Raw genomic sequence first — 21,588 nt, 5'->3', positions numbered from 1 at the left:
CGCTTTTTACTCTCAGTCCATTCACGATGGTCAACGCTCTGTTCGTTAACTGGGTTTCTTTTGTCATGATTTCTGGTTGGGTCAGGCCAATCTGGAAGCGACAGCACATCTTTCAGACACGTGTCTTGCCTTTGCCGTGCTGGTCTTTGATATCGGGGGTGGCCGTCTTTGTTATCACAGTTGGGCAACTGAGGGCAGCCCCCCCTTCGGTGGATAATCTCCCTTGTCCTATTGTACTGACACAGGTGGCAGTTGAGGGAAGCGGGGACCTGATCGCCACACCGTACCCCGGGACTCTGGTCGGCGTAAATCGGCCATGTCGCCTCGTGCTTCTTCAGCCGGGTCGCGAGCCGGAAATTCTGCTACCCTCGTTTTTTGCTACGGCCGAAGCAGATGTGTTCTTTGACGGAAAAAAGCTGCTCCTCGCCGGTAAACCTGAGGCTAATGCACCCTGGAACATTTATGAGCTCGATCTGGAAACGCGAACTCTGCGGCAAATCACACGTGAGGCACGCGACTGTCGATCTCCCAGCTACCAATCCACTCAGTATATTCTCGATGCCCCGCTTCCCTGGTTTCAAATCACGCTTTTTCGAGTGTTGAGCGAAGAAGCATCGGCACTCACAGGCACAGCGGTTTCGTCTCTGTTCTCCTGTCGCATGGATGGGTCACATTTTCGACGTCTTACGGTTAGTCATGCACCCGATCTGCCCGGGACACTGCTTCCTGATGGCAGGATTGTTTTTGCCAGTTTTCGCTCGTCATACCCGCACGATCCACAGGTGCGTTTGGACCTCCTGGCGGTCAACACAGACGGGACGGACCCTGCGAATTTTTTACCAGGCATCGGAGCCAGGTACAAGCTTATGCCAACCGTCATTCCCCACGGCCTGCTCGGAAAATTGGTCTTCATAGAAAGCGACGAATTGACACCGGATGGGGCAGGACAGATTGCATGTGTCGATTTGAGACGTCCTTTACGGACATATCAACGCCTTACCGAAGATCGGGCGTGGGTCTATCACTCGCCGTGCGCTCTCCCAGATGGGCGTCTGCTCGTTTCACGGCGCCCCCGAACCGGCGGGAGTTCGTTTGCGCTTGGTATTTTTGATTTAGAAGCACGCGCATGGACGCCGCTCTTCGATGATCCCCGTTACCACGAACTCTTGGCCAAGCCAGTTGCTCCCCGACTCCTTCCCGACGGCCGATCCTCGGGGGTTGATGACAACGCGTCTTGCGGCACTCTCTATTGCTTGAGCGTTTACGACAACGACCTGGGAGATCAGGGATTTCCGAAAGGCTCGATCAAAAAGTTGCGAGTTTTGCAGGCTATCACCGATCCGAAAACCGCCGCCAATCGGCAGCCGCGTTTTCCATTCCGCGTGCTGGGTGAAATTCCGATATATCCGGACGGATCTTTCCAGGTGGAAGTCCCTTCCGACGTTCCCTTGGCACTCCAACTGATTGACGAACAGGGGATCAATGTGCGAACCTCCGGATGGTTTTGGGTCAAGGGCGGCGTTCATCAAGGGTGTATTGGCTGTCATGAAGATCCGGAACGTGTGCCGTTTAACAGAATGGCTGACGCCCTGTGGGAAGATCGACCACGGATTGAGCCCTCGGCTTCCCTCACTGTGCCCGACTTTGTACACGACGTTTGGCCTATTATTCAACGGTCCTGTTTGAATTGCCATACTCCGCCGCGAACAAGGCCGTGGCTGGCTCCATCGGCGGATCCGGCTCATCCTGGTCCCGTGTCAGCGTCGCCAGCGTTTTCATACGCGCAGCTGGTTCGCTCTGCTGATACTCCGTCTTCGGCGGAGGCTGCCGATGCCGCGCCCGTTTACGTGGTGCCCGGCGCAGCTCGTTTAAGTTCGCTTGTCTGGCACGTGATGTCTAAAAACCTGGCAAAACCGTGGGATGGAGAATGGCCTTCCCGACCGTATAAACCCTGGCCCAACGACCCTGAGGTGCAACCCTTATCCCAAAAAGATGTGCAAATAATGATTGAGTGGATTGACACTGGCGCTTTGTATGATCGTCAACATCCATTTGCAATACAGTAATATCTTGTAAATCAGCAGACCGCACTCGGAGAGGTCGTCTACCTTATGAACACGTTATCATTTCTATACAGATTTCTATACACAAACGCACCTGCCCGGTGGATGCGTCTAGCGTTTCTGGCTTCAGTGTCCCTTTACTGGACCACGCTCAGCGTGCCGTCTCTTGCTCAGAGCCTGCCAACCTTCACGGATGTGACGCGGGAGGCAGGCATCACCTTTAAACACAGTTTTGGCGATGAAGAACTCAGCAACATCGTCGAAGGGACAGGCAGCGGGGCGCTGTTCTTTGATTACAACAATGATGGCCTGATGGATATTTACTTTGTCAACGGTGCTTGGACTCCCGGCGTCAGCAGTAATCGAGGCCGTCATTTACGCGGGCAGCTTCGCAACGCTCTGTATCGAAACAACGGAGACGGAACATTCACGGATGTGACGGATCAGGCGGGAGTCGGCGACACGCATTTCGGAAGCGGATGTTCAGCAGCAGATTACGATAATGATGGATTTGTTGACCTTTATGTCCTCAATTATGGTCCAAATGTTCTCTACCATAATAACGGGGATGGAACATTTACCGATGTTTCCCGCCAATCTGGCCTGGATGATCCCCGATGGAGCCTGTCCGCACCCTGGTTTGATTACAACGGCGACGGACTGCTGGACGTCTATGTGTGTAACTATCTGCAATATGATCTGGGGGCCTTTCGTGCTTTTTATAAGGCGGACGGCTATCCAGGCCCGCTGAGTTATGAGGGACAACCGGATTGTCTATATCGAAATAATGGGGACGGCACTTTTACCGATGTTACCAAAGAAGCAGGAGTATGGAATCCGGAGGGGCGTGGCATGAGCGCGACGGTGGCCGACGTAAATAACGATGGCCTGCTCGATATTTATGTTACTAACGATGCGATGGCAAACGATTTCTTCCTGAATTTGGGAGGCGGGAAGTTCAGCAACGAAGCCCTACCCAGGGGCCTTGCCTTTGGAGAGGCGGGGCAGGGTGTATCCAGTATGGGGCCGGACTTTGGCGATATTGACCACGATGGTTTGCTGGATCTTTTCATTCCAGATATGGATTATAGCTGCTTGCTCATCAATTTCGGTGAATATTTTGAGGATTGGACGGCACGTTCACGAATCGCCGCTGTGTGTGGACAATACACCGGCTGGGGATCGGTCATTTTCGACTACGACAATGATGGCTGGTTGGATATTTTTGTGGCAAACGGGGATGCCCACCATGAATATCCGGAAGAGGATGTGCTCTTGAGGAATGTGGGAAATCGACAATTCGTCGACGTGTCGCATCAATCCGGTGCATATTTCCACGAAAAGCATGTAGGACGGGCTGTGGCATGTGGTGACTTTGATAATGATGGTGACCTAGACCTCCTCATAATTAATCTCAATGATAGGCCAGTCCTTTTACGCAACGACGGGGGAAACCGGAAGAATTGGCTTATGGTTTGGCCCAAGCGCTCTAATGGAAAAACGGATGCGATCGGTGCCAGGGTCACAGTCCGCGCCGGGTCGCTGATTCAGTTCCGCGATGCTATTCCGACCCGTGGATACCTGTCGCAGATGGATCCGCGGGTTCATTTTGGGTCGGGAGACAACACCGTTGCCGACTGGGTCGAAATCCGCTGGCCAAACGGTAAAAAAACACGTTTGGAGAACGTCAAGGCGAACCAGGTACTCAAAGTTGTTGAACCTGACTAAAGGACTGTCGTGCGTTTTAGGATAAGCTTGTATAGGTCATCGCAGCAGGGATTGCGAATAAATCGTGAGTTTAGCATGCGAGTAGTTGGTAGGCATTTTAAACGTGAACGTCGGACGTGGCGATAATGAGTACAGCGGGATTTAGACGCACTTTGCGATCCTCCGGTAAGGGGTCAAGTTGGGTGAGGCGGATACCGTGGATCTTAATCGGGATTAGCGTTTCGGTTTTGGCGGCCCGTGATTCAAAAGCCGCACCGCCTAATTTTCAGCCTGTTTATGTCGGTGTGAAGGTATGTGCAGAGTGTCACGAAGGAGAATCTTTGGGCGATCAATGCGGTATTTGGGCACAATCTGCCCATGCCCGGGCGTATGCGGCGCTGCACAAGCCAGAGGCCAGGCAGATTGCACGACTGAGTGGAGTGGCCGAGGAACCCGATCAGTCACGGATATGTCTGGGTTGCCATGCAACGGCAGCAGAGGCAGAACCCTGGGAGCTGGATCCGACATTTTCAGTTCGCGAGGGTGTTCAGTGCGAGAAATGCCACGGACCCGGAAGTGAGTATGCGGATGCTGCTATTATGCGGGATCGGCAGAAGGCCATGGAACGCGGCCTGCGCATGCCCGGGCTGGAAGGTTGTATATATTGTCACGCTCCGAAGGAATCCCACCAGCGCGTGCTGGGTAAATCCGGCCTCGATATTGCCAAAGGTTGGCAATCGATTAAACATCCGGTTCCATCTAATGCGTCGCTCTCGCCACTGGAAAGACCCGCTCCGCCCGTAGACAAGACGCAGTCGGCCCTTGTGGGATCTGCAGTGTGTGCAGAGTGCCACGACGGTGCTCGTTCCGGATGGCAGTTCAGCAAGTGGCTGGAAAGTAAACACGCCGGGGCGTACTCGTGCTTGGGTTCGACCAAAGGGCAGCAATTGGCGAAAAAGCGGGGGGTGGAGGGGGATCCACGGACGGCGACGCAATGTTTGAAATGTCATTCCACGGCCTATCATGTACCGGCTGCTGCAATTCGCGAGAGCTTCAACCTGTTCGAGGGTGTTGGATGCGAGGCCTGTCACGGCCCAGGAAGTCAGCATGTCGAGTCCCGGCGGCGTAATCTGTCTCAGCAGGACGGATCGCTTAGGAAACCCACCCGTGAAACATGCCTCGGATGCCATCAATCAAGCCCGGATAAACCATTCGATTTCGAGCAAATGATGGCCAAAATTGCTCATCCTTCCCAGCCTGATCGTTCCACACAGAATTCGGAAGTGGTTTATAAGACGCCGGTGAATATTGCCGTATCGCCGAACTTTGACATTGCGTTGGTGGCCTGCGAGGCTTCAAATACAGTGGCTTTACTCGATTTGGACACCATGACGGTTCGCGGCGAAATCCCCGTGGGGCGTCAACCCCATGACGTAGCGTTCACGCCCGATGGCCTCTACGCATTTGTAAGTAACCGGCTGGATGATTCAGTATCGGTCGTCGATATTCGTACAAAAAAAGTGGTGCGAACGATTTCTGTCGGGGATGAGCCGCACGGACTATTGATCGATTCACAGGGGCGCTTTTTGTATGTCTGTAATTTTCTTTCGGATGATATATCCGTCGTTGACTTGAAGTCATTTAAGGTTGTCAAGACATTGAGCGCGGGACGCGGTCCTTGGTCTTTGAGTCTTTCACCGGATGGAAAGTGGCTTGTGGTTACCAATATCTACTCGCGATTTGTGCCGTTCCGCACGGAAGCTCAGACTGAGCTGACCATACTGGACACAAGCACAGTCCAAGTCGTGAATCGGCCGGTGGCGCATGGGGCTAATGGCCTCCGTGGAGTGGCCTGGGATCCGAAGCAGCGATTTGCACTTTTTACCCTGGCCCGGCATAAGAACGTGATTCCAATCACGCGACTGCTTCAAGGCTGGACGATCACCAACGGGCTGGGAATTCTCTGGCCGGACGGTCGCATTGACCAAGTCCTGCTCGATGAGCCAGGCGAATGTTTTCCTGATCCGCATGACGTTGTCATCAGCCCGGACGGTCTCCAGGCGTTTGTCACCAGTGCGGGTAACAGCCGCGTGGCGGTTGTTGATCTCAAGAAGCTGGAAGCGGTCGTTCGTTCATATCCGGACGAAACTCGAGAATCAATTCTTCCCAACCACCTGGGGCCTGCCACAGAGTTCGTTCTGAAGCAGATCGATGTCGGTCACTGTCCACGGGGGCTTGCACTCGATAAGAAACGCGGGCTGCTCCTTGTGGCGAATTCTCTCGATGACAGCATAGGGATCATTGACGTTCAGTCTTTGGAGCTCGTGAAAACAATTGACCTGGGTGGTCCGAAGATTATCACACGCGAACGGCTTGGGGAACGCATTTTCCACAGCGCGAAAAATACATTCCATCGACAGTTTTCCTGTGCGAGCTGCCATCCCGACGGACATGTTGAAGGATTGACGTACGATATTGAAGATGATATTGGGGTCAACCCCGTCGACAACCGAACTCTGAGGGGAATTCTTGACACATCCCCATTCAAATGGGAGGGAATCAACCCGACACTTTCCCGTCAATGCGGAACCCGCCTTGCCGTATTCTTTACCCGCATTCAGCCTTTTACTCCGGAGGAATTAACGGCCCTGGATTATTATATCTGCACTATCCCGCTCGCTCCCAATCGGCATCGACCTGTTGGGGCGCCGCTCACTCCCGCACAGCGTCGCGGTCGGGCTATTTTCGAGAGGATTTATACGAATGATGGGCGCCTGATCCCACCGGAAAATCGTTGTGTCACCTGCCACCCACCGCCGCTGTACACAGATCGGCGAAGTCACGATGTGGGCACCAAAATGAAGCTGGATCGGCATGGTGTGTTTGATACGCCACAGCTTCTCAACATCTATAACTCCGCTCCCTATCTTCACAACGGAATCGCCCCGACGCTGGAAGAAATTTGGACTGTCCACAACCCGTACGACACCCACGGTGTGACGAACGACCTTACGAAGGATCAATTGAACGATCTTATTGAGTATTTGAAAACATTGTGACTGATCGGAGAAGCGAGGACAACTATGTGGCGTGCAGTATTTCTGTGGGTAATGGCATGGCTACTCGCGACCGGCACTGCATGGGCCGAAACCACTTCTGGTGAAAAAGCTTCAGGTGCACAGGTGCCCAAGCTCGCGTTTGGGCAGAGTGTCGATAATCTTACAGACGATGATTTACCGTATGTGTACACGGAGTGGGAAAACTTTACGGAAGAGGATGGACTTCCCAACGACCATATTTTCGCCGTGCGTTGTGCAGGGGAGAAGGTCTGGGTTGGTACGGAAAACGGCCTGGCGTGTTATGACAAGAAGACGCGGAAATTCACGGTGTGGAGGGAGAAAGATGGCCTTCCCTGGCGTGCCGTAACTGGAATTGACGTGGATCCCCAAACCGGTGACGTGTGGCTGGCTCTCTTCGGAGGTGGCGTGGCTCGCCTGTCCGGCGGGCGATTTGACCATTTTCACCAGTTGAACAGCGGACTAGTCAATAATGTCGTCTATGCGATAGCGGTCGAACACGATAACGTATGGTGCGCCACAACTGCCGGAGCAAGCCGCTATAATACGACGACTAAAGAATGGACAATTTTCACCGAGAAAAACGCACCAATGGAAGAAATCTGGAATTACAACGTGTTTTACTCACCGGAGGTGAATAAGGTTTTCCTTGCCGTGTGGGGAAGTGGCTGCCTGGAATTCGACGTACCGACGGAAAAATGGAAGGTTTATCTCGATCCTGATCGGGAAATGGAGATCGACCTCTTCCGCGATGATGGAATCATTCATGTCATTACCACCGCGGCAAACTATGTAGGCGGAGCGCTTTGGGTATCCACCTACTTCGGGCAGTGTCGATACGACGGCCGATACTGGCGTGGGTTTTATGCTCATGAGACGGGTCTTCCCAGCGACTTCACCAACGCGCTTCGGGCTCGCTCCGGACAGGAGTGTTGGATGTGCACAGACAAGGGACTCGGAGTCGTCGCTGACTACGCCACCGATACCTACGTCTCCTATTACCGCAACGGTGATGACTCGAGCGGACGCGCGGAGGTCTTCCGTCAAGGACGAAAAATTAAAGAAGTTCCACTTGAAACGAGTATCGCACATAACTTCATAATTGCAATGGACTTTGATGGCGATGACGTATGGGTAGGAACTGCAAAGGGACTTTCGCATGGTATCGGGCGGGGCTACTACCCGGGAGTCAGGCGGCAACCAGAATGGCTTAATAAATTAAACTCAACGAGCGAAAAGTAAAATTGTGTATAGGTTGATAAGGAGTGGAGAGAGGGTTGAACTATGTGTCGGGTTACCATTATTACTGGCTTAGTTTTAGTCACGATGTTCATCTGGGAGATGGGTTTGGCTGCGGCATCCGATTCCGCCCCGACAGTGGGCGCAGACAACCGGGCTCTTCCAAATCAGGAAGACCTGCCATTTCCTGTGGATGACTATACGTTGAGCATCCTCGAACGCATCAATCGTGCGGGGGCCTATCAAGTGCCGCAACTCCCCCTGCGTGTGGACCCCGTTTATGCCGACACACCCAAAGAATTGGATCCATTCGGACGGCTGACCCAACCTTTTAAAAGGTATTTCCTCGTACAGATGGAATACACAGGACCGGGACGGGGTATTCCTGAGCCAGAACACGTGGATACTGTTAAGATCGGCTTTTTGGGGCCGATCGAGCCTACGGTGTCGGTGGCAACGGGTGGAAAAAGCCATGAGGAGAATCTGGGACAAATGATGCTCCGTGGTTGCCAGCTTGCAATCGAGGAAGCCAACGCCGCAGGCGGCTACTGGCGGCGGAAAATACCATTCGAACTTGTTGTTCGCAATGACAACGGCCTGTGGGGGTCTTCTGGAGATGAGATTATTCGCTTGGCCTACATAGAGAATGTTTGGGCGATCATTGGCACGATCGACGGAGCGAACAGTCATATTGCAATTCGCGTCGCTCTCAAGGCGGAGGTACCGGTGGTCAATACAGGTGATACAGACCCGACATTCATTGAGACGAATATTCCATGGGTTCTGCGAGTTATTGCGGATGACCGGCGTCAGTGTTATATTCTAGCGGATTATATCTATAAGAAGCTCGGCCTCAGTCGCGTCGGCATCATTCGAGCGAGCAACCGCTATGGCCGTTTCGGGGTGCGCGAATTTCGTGATGCAAGTCGTCGCCTGGAACGGCCTGTGCCTATCGAGATGGCGTACTTTGTGGGGCAACAGGACTTCTCGATGGAGTTGCAACGACTTGCTGACGCTCAGGTGGAAGCGGTTGTTCACTGGGGCGACGCGGAAGACGGTGCCCGCATCCTCAACCAGATGCGCGAGATGGGAATGAAACAGCCCTTTTTTGCGTGCGACCGCTGTTTGCTTGATGATTTTGTGAAAATCGCTGGCAAAAATGCCGAGGGCGTGGTTTGTGCTTCGCCCTGGAATCCCGCGCGTGATGACTCCCGGTTGGAAGAATTTCGGCAGAAATTTAAAGCGCGATTCGGTTGTGAGCCAGAAACCTACGCCGCGCATGCCTACGATGGGACTCAAATGTTGATCTGGGCGATCCAACTGGCCGGACTCAATCGTGCCAAAATACGGGATGTGCTGGCCACGCGGCGGGATCCGTGGCATGGGGTTACCGGAGAAATAATGCTGACGGCGGTTTTAGACCGGGCAAGTGATGCTTATCTTGCGATCCGAGAAAACAATCAGTGGAAGTTTTACTCCAGAGAAGACCTCGGCCTGCCGAAAGAGGTGCCCGCTCGGCCTGTTCAAGTTTCACAGAATTAACTCTTGATTAAGCCTTGGTGGCTGCGACTACCGGTTCCCATGCCACAGTTGTTATGCTCTGTGCTTATAAGACCACGCTTGTCCAAATTTATGGGCAGAGCGTGCGTGGTTTTTTTCGCGATTGTGGCTATATTGATCGCTTGGGGAACCCCAACCGCTGAGCTTATTGCGGACGGCCCGAATGGCGGAATTATTTATCCGTTTGATCGCTCAATCCATCCTTTTTTTAAGGCACGCGATCCAATTAATTCCACGCCTGTCCTTCGAAGTTCGGGGATAGCCTTAAGGAAAGAGGTCATTATCGGATACTTTGGTCCGTCGAAGAGCGATGACTTAGGCATGGCGAGTCTGTGGTGGGCGGCTCAACGAGGTCTTGATGATGCACAAAGAGAGCTTCACGACAAGCTGCCGCCATGCCGCCTCGTCCCTCTCATCAAGGACTCGCCGTGGTCGGATGGTGCATCCGCCCTTGCGGAATTGATTTTTCGGGAAAACGTCGTCGGAGTTGTCGGCGGGACCGACGGTGAAGCAACACACCTCGCGGAAACGATCGTTGCCAAAGTGCATTTGCCCTTGCTTTCACCTGTGGCCACCGATAAGACGACTAATTTGGCAGGTGTGCCGTGGATCTTCGCGCTTGCGCCGGGCGACCATCTGATCGCGCCGGTCCTGGCGCAACGAATTGCCGGCAGTTGTCCCCGCCGGATTGCCGTTCTTCTCGGAAGTGACCATGATTCTCAATGGTTTTGGCGTGAATTGAACAAATGGCTTCTCCGCCACGGTTGCCAGGTCAATTCGGTGATTATTCTCCCGCGAGAGGAGCAAGCCGTTACAAAAGCGGTCTGGGAATCGCTCGAGAACTCGCCCGAGTGGCTGATTGTAAGTGCCCCCCGGCCTCTCCTCGTTTCCATCATCCGCGAGATCCGTCGCCACACATCCACTGTGCAAATTGTGTGCGACGCGCGAGTTTCCCGAGTTGACGCTCTCAAATCACTCGGTCTTGACGCCGAAGGGATCATTTGTCCATGTCTTGTTCCGGATTCTTGCCATATACCACAGGACTTCCGAGAGACATTTCAGAAAGAATTCGCTGTCGAACCCGACTATGCTGTCGCGCTCACCTATGATGCCGTTCGTATGCTTCTTCATGCCGTTGCGCGAGCCGCACAAGGAGGTCGTGATAACATCGACCGTGTTGAGATCTACAACAGCCTGCTCGCCATTTCACCCTATCGAGGTGTTTTCGGGACCATTGAATGGGATAGGGTCAACGCGAATAAATGCTCGGTTGTGCCTGGGGTTATTCGCAACGGGAAGATCATCCCGGAAGTGCCGTCATCGCGTTAGCCTTATTACTAGAAGCTAAGGCGCACGTCGAAGGATTTCCCGGCTTGAGCCATGGGGTCGTGCAGATGAGACGTGGTTGAGTCGCTGCTAGCCAGTGCACTGTAAAGCTCTATTCCGCTTACAGACCTCGCAGTGGCACGTTGGTTTTCTGTTTTTGGCGCTATCTTTCACTCTTCGAAATAGAATTCGATGGCCAATCGTTTCGCGATCCCATCCATCGTACGTTATAAATTGTTCTCGCCCTGATAGTCGCCGGCGTTTCGGGAAACTTCTCCGGCAAGCTGTACGGATAAGATCGCATCGTGTGAAAGGGCAGAGGCTCCACTTGATCTCCTGCCGCGGTATGAATATCCATATCCTTGCAGAAACTGTCTGTTTTCAGGATCCATGAACGTACATACCCCGCGGGTGGTTCGGGGAGTTGACCAACATCGAATTGAAGCGTGAGTTCCTCGCCGGGGCCCATAATGACAAATGCGTCATCACGCTTCATGACAAGTTCTGTCACATCACCAAAACGCGTGTAAAATCCCGGCATAGATTTCCAGGGAAGAGTAAGATCTATACTCTCATAGTCTAAAAGTGTGGGTTGTTTTCCATCCGGCGAGTATTCTCGCGGAAAGCCGCGATATGTCAGATTAGCGAGGCGCGGGTGTATCTCTGATTGCTGGATCGCACCGTCGATTGTTGCTGCAAGAAAAATCCGGTCCCAGTAAAGGTCCATATTTGTTTTTATACGGAGCCTGCGATCTCCTTTTTGCAGAAAATGCGTCAATTCCAGCGTCATCCAATGGTTTACACCAGCCGGATATCCCGCTTCCCTGATGAGTTCTATCCATTTTCCATCGCGAAAGACTTCAAAAGTGGGAGCTCGGAGAGTAAGACCCGCCTGCGCGGCGGCGAAATTTGTCTGGGAGTAGCTGTATTCCACCCAACCATGCCCAATAAAGAAGATCCGCCTTCCCAACTCCATCCATCGATCCAGGGTGTCCGGAAATTGAAGCACCAGTGAATGCTCCTTCGCATAGCCAACGAAGCGTTTGTCCTGCTCGGTGGGCCCCACAAAGTCGCGATCAATTCTCTTCAGAAGGGTAAGCACATCCTGACCACGATCGTTTGTCGCAGCAATGGGATCCAGTTCTTCGCCAAAACAGAGAATCTCCTCGGGGATATCAGTCACCGAAACCGGCATCATCTCGTTGGGGAGAACGAATGTTCCCGCCGGGTGATCAACCGCGATGAGAGAAGCGTGATCGAAATACACAACTTCTTCCAATGGCTCGATGATTTTACAGACAATTGGATCATTATTGTGCTTTATGCGAGGCAGGGGAACAAATTCAACGGGATACGGTTGGGCGTAAATTCCCGGCCGAATCAAGTATCCGAGCCCACCCTTCCCGCCGAAATCAGATACAAATTCGAAGTGGTCACCATTCCATACAAATAAATGTGGACAGGAAGATGTTTTGCGCGGGACTTCACCAATACTGGCCACCTGGTTGGCCTTGATTGAGACCTCGGATTGGAGGACCGCATCCGGCCAAATGATCCGGAGCCATTCGACTTCCTGCTGGTGCCCAAGGCCAAAGTGTAACCGAAGAGGTGCCCAGCAAGTACTGCCGGCGATTTGCCCCACATCCCACTGCTGAAAGATTTGCCCGCTGCGAACCTCCACGCGTGCACCGATGGCGGATTCGTTGGAGCGAGACTTCTGATCTGTGTAACGGGTTCCGGCCAGATCAAGGCTAAGCCAGTTTCCTCGGGAACCGCAATTTCTAAACCACACGCTGCTGGTGCTCAACGGCGCAATAAGAACATCGAGCCCACCGTCGCCATCGAAATCAGCGAGGACTCCAGCGGTGTTTCCCTGGTTGCGGACGCCGCAAAAGAGAAATCGCGGGTCTTCTTGGCACAGGTTCACGAACCCCGGTTTTGGCCAGGAATTCAGGAGGATAACGGGTTGCCGGGCACCATTCGGCAAATATGTGTCCGCAATAAAAAGATCCGCATCTCCGTCATTATCGATATCGGCAAGTTGTGCGATTGTCCCGCCCAGCTTTCCAAACTGCCGTGCGAAGGCTTCGTCCTCCCGAAAGCGGCATGCACCTTGGTTGAGGAACAACCTCACCCGGCCGCTACTGAGTACGACAAGATCCGGCCTGCCATCACAATTGACATCCCCGGTAGTCAGGCCGGAAACACCGGGGACGTCAAGACCTGCATCCGAGCCTTTGACAATCCGAAATGCCCCGGCCCGATCGTTGAGCCATACGACAGGTGAACCTTTTCCTGACGCGAGAATTAAGTCGAGATCACGATCGTTATCAATGTCGAGCCAGCTCGTCGCGACTGCGGAGAATTGCGGTGTTTCCAGTCCCCAGGCAGCAGCCTTTTCCTCGAAAGTTCCGTCGCGGTTGTTGATCAAAAGCAAAGGCGCGAGCGCTTCACCATTCGAATTAAACCGGCTGGCATAGAGATCCAAATCCCCGTCGCTGTCGATATCCAGCAATCGCACGTGTAAGGCAGTGAAGTCCCCGGTCATGGAGGCAGCTGTTCCCGAGAACGGTTTGAAATGGCCGGTGCCATCGTTTTCCATCAAACGAACGAACCCTGCACCGCCTATCCAGATATCCACATCGCCATCGTTGTCAACGTCTCCGACGGCCGCACATATGGCTTGGGTGGCCAATATTTCACCGGGTTGAAAATGCTCGTTTTTTTCTCCAAATAAAACCTGAGTAGCATGGTCATTTGTGACACCGCTTAAAACCAGATCCAAAATACCATCTTTATTCAGGTCCGCCACGGCGACACCGCCGATTTCGATAGATATTTGACCTGCTCGCCACGGAGGCCCCATTTTTACGAGTTCTCGTGATTCGGGGTCAAAAACCGGAGTTGCGGCGTGGGCGTCCGTGTCCAGCTGTCGGACAATCGGCAACATGTCAGGTCCCAGTGCATAGTAGTATTTTCCCGCCGAGCCATATATTTTTCGTACAGTAAAACTTCCACCTGCGACTTCCGCTTGATTGAGCGCGCGGAACCTTTCGAATAATTTTGAAGCCGCATCTCGCTTTCCCAAACGCTGGTATTGCAGGGCCAGTCGATAAATGGCGGAAACGAACCCCGGATCGAGGTTGACTGCCCGTTCGAGGAGTTCTATCGCTTTTTCGTTTTGCTGCATCGCGAGGTAAGCTTCTGCCAGTTTGAGGCAAATGTGAGGATCTTGAGGGTCGAGTTGATATGCTTTTTGAAAGGCTTCCAGCGCCTTTTCTCTTTGCCCTACATGTTCGTAATAAAGACCCAAGCAGTACCAGGCATGAATGAGTTGTGGATTCTCCCTGGCAACTTCCTGAAACAATCGCTCGGCCTGGTTGATGATTTCTTTCCCCCCGGCATCCTCCATCATATTCAGATAGGCGAGCCCAAGGTTGAATTTCGCGGCTGTCCATTGCGGAAATTCCTTTAATACGGCTTCGAATTGCTTACTTGCTGCCGAGTATTCATATTGTTCGAGAAGAGCACATCCTTTGTTAAATGCCGCAAGTGCGCGGTAGACGATATCGGTCGTCTGTTGCGGGGACGGCGATGTGGCCTGCGCCCATCCAGGAGGCGCCATCAAAAAAAGATTTGCCACCATTGTGCAGCAGCCAAACGCGACATAGATTCGGGAGAGAGACATTTGCCAACTCATTGAAGCTTCTCCATGAACACTCGAATGTTTGCCTGCTTGCGTCCGCTGAAAATTGCATTGATTCCGAAACGGGAAGATCGAATTGTTCGGATAAGAACCCACGCGACGCAGGATTGTCGCAGGACGAGTTCCTTGATGAGTCCACTATCCATCTCGGGCAAGCACTTGCACTTAATAATGTAAATCAGAAAACTGCCCGGGATTATTCTTCCTCGGGCAAACTCCTGATGCTAATTCAGGTTTATTGACCGTCGTTATCTCAACGCGAAGCCGCTTGGATCGTTCCGCGAGGGGAAGTGGCGCGTACCACGCAATGGGCCGGATCGTCAGCCCTTTGCTTGCGTGGAGAGGTAAATCTGCAGACCCATTTGTTCAATCTGAGCCAGTTGCTCCTCCAGCCAATTCACGTGGTGGTCCTCGTCCTTCACGATTGATTCCAGCAACTCGCGAGTGACCGCATCACCTACCTCGTGGGCCAAAGCAATTGCCTTGTTGTACGCCTGAACTGCGGTTAATTCAGCGTTGAGGTCAGAACGGAACTGATCGGCTACATTGGGGCCGACACGGACCTCGTTCAACCGGTTCACGATCGGTGTGCCTTCGAGAAAGATAATCCTGGCGATCAGGCTTTCCGCGTGCTTCATCTCCTGAATTGCACGCTTTTCAACGGCTTCGTGCAAATGGTCGTAGCCCCAGTCGGCGCACATCTCGGAATGAACGATGTACTGGACGATCGCCGTTAACTCCTCGGCGAGCAACTCATTCAGCACAGCGATCAGTTTTTCGTTCCCCTTCATTTGGCAAACTCCTGCATCAAGTAAGGGACAAATCGGTTAGCATGTAATACGCTCCCGGTGGAATCGCTTTTCTTATTTTCCCCGGTTGATGGAAAACGTCAACAACTTGACCTTGTTCGATGCCCCACTGCCGACACCGTCCACGGCAGAACTCCGTGGCTGTGAACGATCCAAATGACTTTCCAGTTTTTTACACCTTGCCCATTTTTTAGCAAGCCGCTACCATTCACCGGCTTAGCGCGTATGCCGGCGACTGATCACTCTGTGTGTACCGTTCTGCGTTTCGTGCCAAAATGAAAAAACTCCTTGCGTGTTCTATTTTTTTGGTATTCGCGGGGACGATCGGATGTGCACCGTTGCCACCCCTTGTCGGTACGCCTGCAGAGATGACTTCCATCGAAGCCGAGAGGAAGGCACTCCATGGTTTTGACCCATTTCCCGAGGATCGCAGTGCCCCCGCGATTGACGGGGCACGACCGCCCGGTTTCGAGCATCCCGTGAGCGAGCCGGAACGTGCTCGGCGAAAGCCCTGGCTAGAGGAGTGAGTCGGAGCCTGTAAAGAATGCATTGACGAAGGGGCAGGCGTTCGCCTCGGCTCTGCAATTCAGCGGGGAACACCATCTGGTTAAGAATAATTCTGGATCTGCGGGGTAGTGCGGAGGCGGAGCCTCGTCCTTTCGGTTAGGCCCTGGCAGGCTTGATTCCGCTATTGAACTTCGGCAACATGATGTTGTCATCCGTAGGGTTTGCCAGATTCCTGCGAGAAAGGGAGACGAGTCATGCGATTATCTCATTTACTACTCGTTATGCCGATGATTCTGGCTGGGCTGGCGATGATCAGCGGAGGAGCACGGGGGGAAGGCCAATCGCCAGGGAATGCATCCGCAATCCAAAGTGGGATTGGTTCTGATGAACAAATCCGGGGAACGGTTCAGGACGGGCGGGTGACGGTATTTCTGCGGGACAGGATTGTGCTCGAGTATGTTGCTCCCGTCAATGGGCCGAAATGTTACATCAAAACGTTGTGCTCACCCAAGGGGATCAACGTACTTCGCGATTCTCCACCCGATCATGTTCACCATCACGGGCTAATGTTTGCTATTGGTGTTGATGACGTGGATTACTGGGCAGAAGGTCCGGGTTGTGGGACGCAGAGCCCGCAGGGCACTGTCCAGCTGGAAACACGCCAGGAGAACGGGCGATTGATGGCTCGCATTCTCCACCCAATCACTTGGCGAGACGCCCAGGGAAATCCACAGCTCACAGAAGAACGTGAGATTTTGCTGGTTCGCTGGAGCGAACCGGAAGTTCCCACTTTGCTCGTTTGGCATACGCGGCTGCACGTGGCCGAAACGGATACCGGTCGGACTCTTTGGGGCCGACATTACTTCGGCCTCGGCTGCCGATTTGTCGAGTCCATGGACAAGGGGGGTAAGTTCCGAAATTCGGCGGGAGGAGACAGCGTGGCGACCACAAACGATAAACCGGCTGAATGGTGTGCTTACTCGGCGGAGGCGGCAGGCCAGCCCGTCACCGTGGCGATTTTCGACCATCCGCGGAATTTGCGTCATCCCGCAGTTTGGTTCACCATGGATGCGCCGTTTGCTTATTTGTCCGCGACTCTGAACCTTGCAAACGAGAAGTACTTTGTGAAAGCTGGGGAAACACTTGATCTGCGGTATTTGGTGGCCGTTTGGGATGGTATCCCATCGGCTAGCGAAATATCAAAGGTTGCCAGCCGATTTGCCCAAGCGTCGGGGCAGTTGAAAAATACGGACGAGAAGTCCGAGTGACGAATCCGAAGTTGTGTACGATCCTGAGGTTCCATGCGTTACGTTAATCTTCCGGGTACGGATTGGAATGTTTCAGCCGTCGCGATGGGATGCTGGGCCCTTGCGGGTGACCAGACCTGGGGCCCGCAGGACGAAGCAGAATCTATCGCAACAATCCACGCGGCCCTGGATGCGGGGATCAATTTTTTTGACACGGCCGAGCTTTACGGGGCAGGTTTGGCTGAGGAGGTTCTGGGTAAAGCGTTGCGCGGCCAGCGTGAAAAGGTCTTCTTCGCGAGCAAGTTCAATTGGGAGAATGCCCGTTACGACAAGGTGATTAGTGCGTGTGAGGCAAGCCTCCGGCGACTCCGTACGGACGTCATTGACCTGTACCAGATTCACTGGGCCAATTGGGACGTGCCGTTCGAGGAAACCTGGTCTGCGTTGGAAGAATTGAAACGGCAGGGGAAAATTCGGGCCATTGGTGTGTGCAATTTTGGGGTGCAGGATCTCACGGCGATTCTTCGATTGGGAAAGCCTGTAACGAATCAGCTTCCGTATGGGCTGCTGTTCAGAGCTATCGAATACGACATCCTGCCCCTCTGCCGCGCGAAGAACATCGGTGTTTTGTGTTACAGTCCTCTCACGATTGGACTGTTGACTGGTAAGTACAGGACACCTGACGAAGTTCCACCGGGGCGGGCGCGGACTCGGCATTTTTCCTCGACTCGCCCTCTCACGCGGCACGGTGAACCCGGCTGTGAAGCCGAGACGTTCGCCGCTATTCATCAAATTGAGGAGGTAGCGAAGCAACTGGGCGTGACGGTTGTCCGCTTAGCTTTGGCTTGGCTTCTCGCCCAGCCGGGGGTCACGTCGGTGATCAATGGAATGCGGCGGCCCCATCAGGCACGGGAAAATGCGGCAGCGGCTGACCTTGCCCTCCCCACGGAAGTCGTCGAGCAACTGCGGAGAATCACCGACCCAGTCAAAGAGAAACTCGGTCCTAATCCGGATATGTGGGAGGGATCGGCTCGCTCTCGGTTTCGTTGAAACGCGCTCAATTGAGAACCGCGTGCGATCCGCACTGGAGGTAAAGGGGGATCTGAACGACTACCCGCTATTCCAGCGCCGGGAGCCTTGTGACCGTGAAGTATTCGGCGATGTAGGGGGTTCCGCGGCCGACCACCTTTTGGAAGGTTTTTTCCGCGACCTCGGGCGTGTTGTTGTGTTGTGAAAGATGGGCAAGGCACACCCAGCGGTACTGGTGCTTCCACTTTTTTACGCAGTTTGCGGCCTCAACGTTAGAGAGGTGACCGCCGGGACCGCGGATTCGCGCCTGCAAGTCGGGAGGGTAGGGCCCGTTGGCCAGCATCACCGGGTCATAGTTACTCTCGATGATGAGGGCATCGACCGTGGCGAGATACTTTTCTAACCCGGCGAAGGCGTGGCCCAGGTCAGTGAAAACGCCGAGCCGATTGTGACCGTCGTCCACAATGAAAGCGGCAGAATCGGGAAAATCGTGAGGGGTGGGGATTGTTTCAATGGTCAGGTCCCCTATCGTCAGGATTTCTCCGGGGCGATAGGCTTGAGGTGAGAATCCCTCTTTTTCCGCAAGCCAATCTTTGCATGCACGGGGGACCCACACGGGCAGTTTCAGTCGTCGGTGATAGACTCCGCTATGGTGAATGTGATCGCGATGGCCATGCGACACCACAACTGCCTGGACCTTAGCAAGCGAATATCCGTTGCTCTCAAGACGCAGAGCCACCTGCTTTGCCGTGATGCCAGCGTCGAAAAGGACCGCGCCGTGCTTTGTTTCAACGTACAGGCAATTGCCCGCACTACCAGATTGGAGGAAGAGAATTTTCACGTCCGTAACCCCCGGTCAAAAAGAACGACCGACGATCCATTCGTCGGCCGTTCGATGACTGACACATTACGCAAAGAAGACCCGGCTGAGAACTGCCGACCGTATTTTGTCGGGTACCGTTCAGTGATTATTACGGTTCACTGATTATCGGGCAATTCCTTGATCCGGATATTGCGCCACCTGATCTGGCCTTTATTGCCCGCGTGCACCTGGAGGGCAATGAAACCTTCGAGGTCGGCCTGATCACTTTCGTCGGTAAAATCGGCGCACGGAACTCCGTTCACCCAGGTTCGCATACGACGACCGTTTGCTTCGATGACGAATTCGTTCCAATCATCACGCTTGAAAGCCTTTCTGGCTTCTTCGTTTTTATCCAGTTTGAAGAGCCAACCTCGCCGGGCTTCGTCATAGATTCCACCGGACCATCCCCGATCGGAGGGATCGATTTCACACTGATACCCGTACACGCGACCAGTATCCGGCCGCTGGTGGCTCCGGATTTGGATGCCCGAGTTCCCCGGCTCATCAAATTTCGCTTCCAGCTTGAGAATGAAATTGCGGAAGGTTTTTTCCGTGCACAAAAACGTGTTGGGGCCCGGGCCAACCTTGCCCACGATGCACCCGTCCTCGACCCAGTAGGTGGCCCCGCCACCGGCCTTTCGCCAGCCCGCGATGGTTTTGCCATCAAAAAGGGGCACGAAGCCCTCTGCATCGGGTTTTCCCTGGGGGGCGGGAAGCGGGCCAAGGACTTCCGCAACATAGGGTTCGATTGCCGCTGCCCAAATGGCGTAGCCCCTGGCATTGGGGTGGAGTAAATCGGGCATGATGTCTTTGGGCAAAGTCCCGTCCATGGTCAGAAATGCCGAATTAATGTTGACAAACTTCACATGTTCCCCATCATCCAGTTTGGAGATTAGTTCGTTGACGCGCTCATTTTTTTGCCGGAGAGGATCCTGGGGATTTTCGCCTCGTGGAAAAATCGCCAGCAACAGGATTTTGGTCTGCGGGAGCTTTGTCCTCAGCTTTTCCACAATCGCCTTGACGCCTTCTGCTGTTTCTTCCGGCTGATTCGGGGCCGCGTTGTTGGTGCCGATCATGATGACGGCCAGCTTGGGGCTGATTCCGTCGATATTGCCGTTGTCCAACCGCCAGAGCACGTGTTGAGTACGGTCCCCGCCGATTCCCAGATTCACAGCATTTCGGTGGCCATAATAGGCTTCCCACACCTCCTTTCCCTGCCCTTCCCAGCCGTGTGTGATCGAGTCACCAATAAAAATCAGATCTACATTGCCCTGTTTCACGCGTTCGTTCATCGATTGATGACGTTGCTGCCACCACTGATCTGGGCGTGGGACTGGTACAACGGCGTCGTTGGCCCTCACCCCGGTTGGCGCAAACCACAACAGACCCACGACCGCCATGGGCAACCATCCAAATCCAAACCCGAAGCCGAAACGTTGCCTCCTCATAGACGCGTCTCCTCTCGAAAAACAACAGATCAAGGGGTAGGGGAAGCGAAGCGAACGTATTGACGCAATGTATGGCATGGTTTCCGCCGTGTCTACAGGGACCGTCTGAAATCTTGCCCGATCCAGCGAAGGGAGGGTTTCTTTCCACCTGCGGCGAACGGCGATATAATCGCGTTTTTGCTTGAGTGGCTCTATTGCTGCCAGCCAATTCTGGGTATTCTCCGGTACCGGCGAAGGGATTTTGCTTGGAGAACATGATTCATCTCGGCGTCAATGTTGATCACGTGGCGACGCTTCGCCAGGCGCGGCGAACCTATGAGCCGGACCCTGTTTGGGCGGCGGCCTTGGCCGAACTCGGGGGTGCGGATGGTATTACCATTCACCTGCGGGAGGACCGGCGTCACATTCAGGAGCGGGATTTGCGATTGCTCCGCGAGACGACGGCCGTCAAGCTGAATCTTGAGATGGCGTGTTCTGAAGAAATTGTCAAAATTGCCCTTCAAGTCAAACCTGATCAAGCAACTTTGGTGCCGGAGCGAAGAGAGGAAATCACGACGGAAGGAGGGCTCGACGTCGCCGGGCAGCTCGATCGCGTGACAAGTGTGGTGCACCGGCTTCAGGACGCGGGAATTTCTGTGAGCCTCTTTATCGATCCTGATATACGCCAGATCGAAGCGTCTGAAAAAACGGGGGCAAAGGCGGTGGAGCTGCACACCGGCTGTTATGCTAACGCACGGGGCGAAGAGCAGCACCGGGAACTGATCATTTTGCGTGACGCCTCCCGCGATGTCCTGCAGCGGGGATTGCATTTACACGCCGGCCATGGCCTGACCTACCGTAATGTCCAACCGATTGCAGCCATACCTGGCATGGAAGAACTGAACATCGGCCATAGTATTATCGCCAGAGCCGTCATGGTTGGAATGTGCCAGGCGGTTCGAGAAATGAAAGAATTGATGGTTTGGGCAGCCTCCCATCGCGAGATGTTTTCGCCCGACATTCATTAAG

General features: G+C 53.8%; 14 protein-coding genes. 10 read left to right on the top strand and 4 right to left on the bottom strand.

The window, feature by feature from the left end; translation table 11 throughout:
* Nucleotides 1–209: 209 nt before the first annotated feature.
* From THTE_RS09705 to THTE_RS09680, 6 genes are all read left to right on the top strand, one after another.
* Nucleotides 210–2,066 (top strand): HzsA-related protein, encoded by a 1,857-nt coding sequence (locus THTE_RS09705; RefSeq protein WP_168175829.1) that lies wholly within the window; start codon nt 210–212, stop codon nt 2,064–2,066.
* Between the two features lie 45 nt (nt 2,067–2,111).
* Nucleotides 2,112–3,791: a CRTAC1 family protein gene (locus THTE_RS09700; RefSeq protein ID WP_095415253.1), complete on the top strand. Its 1,680-nt coding sequence runs from the start codon at nt 2,112–2,114 to the stop codon at nt 3,789–3,791.
* A 125-nt stretch (nt 3,792–3,916) separates the two neighbouring features.
* A complete protein-coding gene (locus THTE_RS09695; protein WP_095415252.1) occupies nt 3,917–6,829 on the top strand; it encodes a multiheme c-type cytochrome in 2,913 nt (970 codons plus the stop codon).
* 24 nt (nt 6,830–6,853) lie between these two features.
* Nucleotides 6,854–8,089: a ligand-binding sensor domain-containing protein gene (locus THTE_RS09690; RefSeq protein ID WP_095415251.1), complete on the top strand. Its 1,236-nt coding sequence runs from the start codon at nt 6,854–6,856 to the stop codon at nt 8,087–8,089.
* A gap of 105 nt (nt 8,090–8,194) precedes the next feature.
* Complete coding sequence (locus THTE_RS09685; RefSeq protein WP_168175827.1) at nt 8,195–9,628, top strand: ABC transporter substrate-binding protein; 1,434 nt, start codon at nt 8,195–8,197, stop codon at nt 9,626–9,628.
* A gap of 339 nt (nt 9,629–9,967) precedes the next feature.
* A complete protein-coding gene (locus THTE_RS09680; protein WP_157732003.1) occupies nt 9,968–10,975 on the top strand; it encodes an ABC transporter substrate-binding protein in 1,008 nt (335 codons plus the stop codon).
* Between the two features lie 160 nt (nt 10,976–11,135).
* On the opposite strand, the gene THTE_RS09675 is transcribed toward THTE_RS09680, so the two are convergent.
* The gene (locus THTE_RS09675) at nt 11,136–14,672 is read right to left on the bottom strand and encodes a CRTAC1 family protein (RefSeq protein WP_095415248.1); all 3,537 of its coding nucleotides are present in this window, start codon (nt 14,670–14,672) and stop codon (nt 11,136–11,138) included.
* Between the two features lie 326 nt (nt 14,673–14,998).
* Nucleotides 14,999–15,469 (bottom strand): bacterioferritin, encoded by a 471-nt coding sequence (bfr, locus tag THTE_RS09670; RefSeq protein WP_095415247.1) that lies wholly within the window; start codon nt 15,467–15,469, stop codon nt 14,999–15,001.
* 386 nt (nt 15,470–15,855) lie between these two features.
* Between bfr and THTE_RS17970 the strand changes: the two genes are divergently transcribed.
* The 3 genes from THTE_RS17970 (at nt 15,856) to THTE_RS09655 (ending at nt 18,291) form a co-directional block, all read left to right on the top strand.
* On the top strand, nt 15,856–16,014 hold the full coding sequence (locus THTE_RS17970; RefSeq protein WP_157732002.1) for a hypothetical protein: 159 nt from the start codon (nt 15,856–15,858) through the stop codon (nt 16,012–16,014).
* Nucleotides 16,015–16,248: 234 nt separating this feature from the next.
* Nucleotides 16,249–17,262: a DUF6807 family protein gene (locus tag THTE_RS09660; RefSeq protein ID WP_095415245.1), complete on the top strand. Its 1,014-nt coding sequence runs from the start codon at nt 16,249–16,251 to the stop codon at nt 17,260–17,262.
* 33 nt (nt 17,263–17,295) lie between these two features.
* On the top strand, nt 17,296–18,291 hold the full coding sequence (locus tag THTE_RS09655) for an aldo/keto reductase (protein WP_095415244.1): 996 nt from the start codon (nt 17,296–17,298) through the stop codon (nt 18,289–18,291).
* Between the two features lie 67 nt (nt 18,292–18,358).
* Here THTE_RS09655 and THTE_RS09650 read toward each other — a convergent pair whose 3' ends face one another.
* Nucleotides 18,359–19,111, bottom strand: a complete 753-nt coding sequence (locus THTE_RS09650) for an MBL fold metallo-hydrolase (RefSeq protein WP_095415243.1) — start codon at nt 19,109–19,111, stop codon at nt 18,359–18,361.
* A gap of 137 nt (nt 19,112–19,248) precedes the next feature.
* Complete coding sequence (locus THTE_RS17965; protein WP_157732001.1) at nt 19,249–20,580, bottom strand: 3-keto-alpha-glucoside-1,2-lyase-like domain-containing protein; 1,332 nt, start codon at nt 20,578–20,580, stop codon at nt 19,249–19,251.
* 254 nt (nt 20,581–20,834) lie between these two features.
* Here THTE_RS17965 and THTE_RS09640 point away from each other — a divergent pair, with 254 nt between their 5' ends.
* Nucleotides 20,835–21,587: a pyridoxine 5'-phosphate synthase gene (locus tag THTE_RS09640; protein ID WP_095415242.1), complete on the top strand. Its 753-nt coding sequence runs from the start codon at nt 20,835–20,837 to the stop codon at nt 21,585–21,587.
* Nucleotide 21,588 lies beyond the last annotated feature (1 nt).

This window comes from Thermogutta terrifontis (assembly GCF_002277955.1).
In the GTDB taxonomy this organism is placed as follows: Bacteria; Planctomycetota; Planctomycetia; order Pirellulales; family Thermoguttaceae; genus Thermogutta; species Thermogutta terrifontis.
The sequence above is the reverse complement of the archived record's forward strand: the minus strand, read 5'-3'. Positions and strand labels throughout refer to the sequence as shown.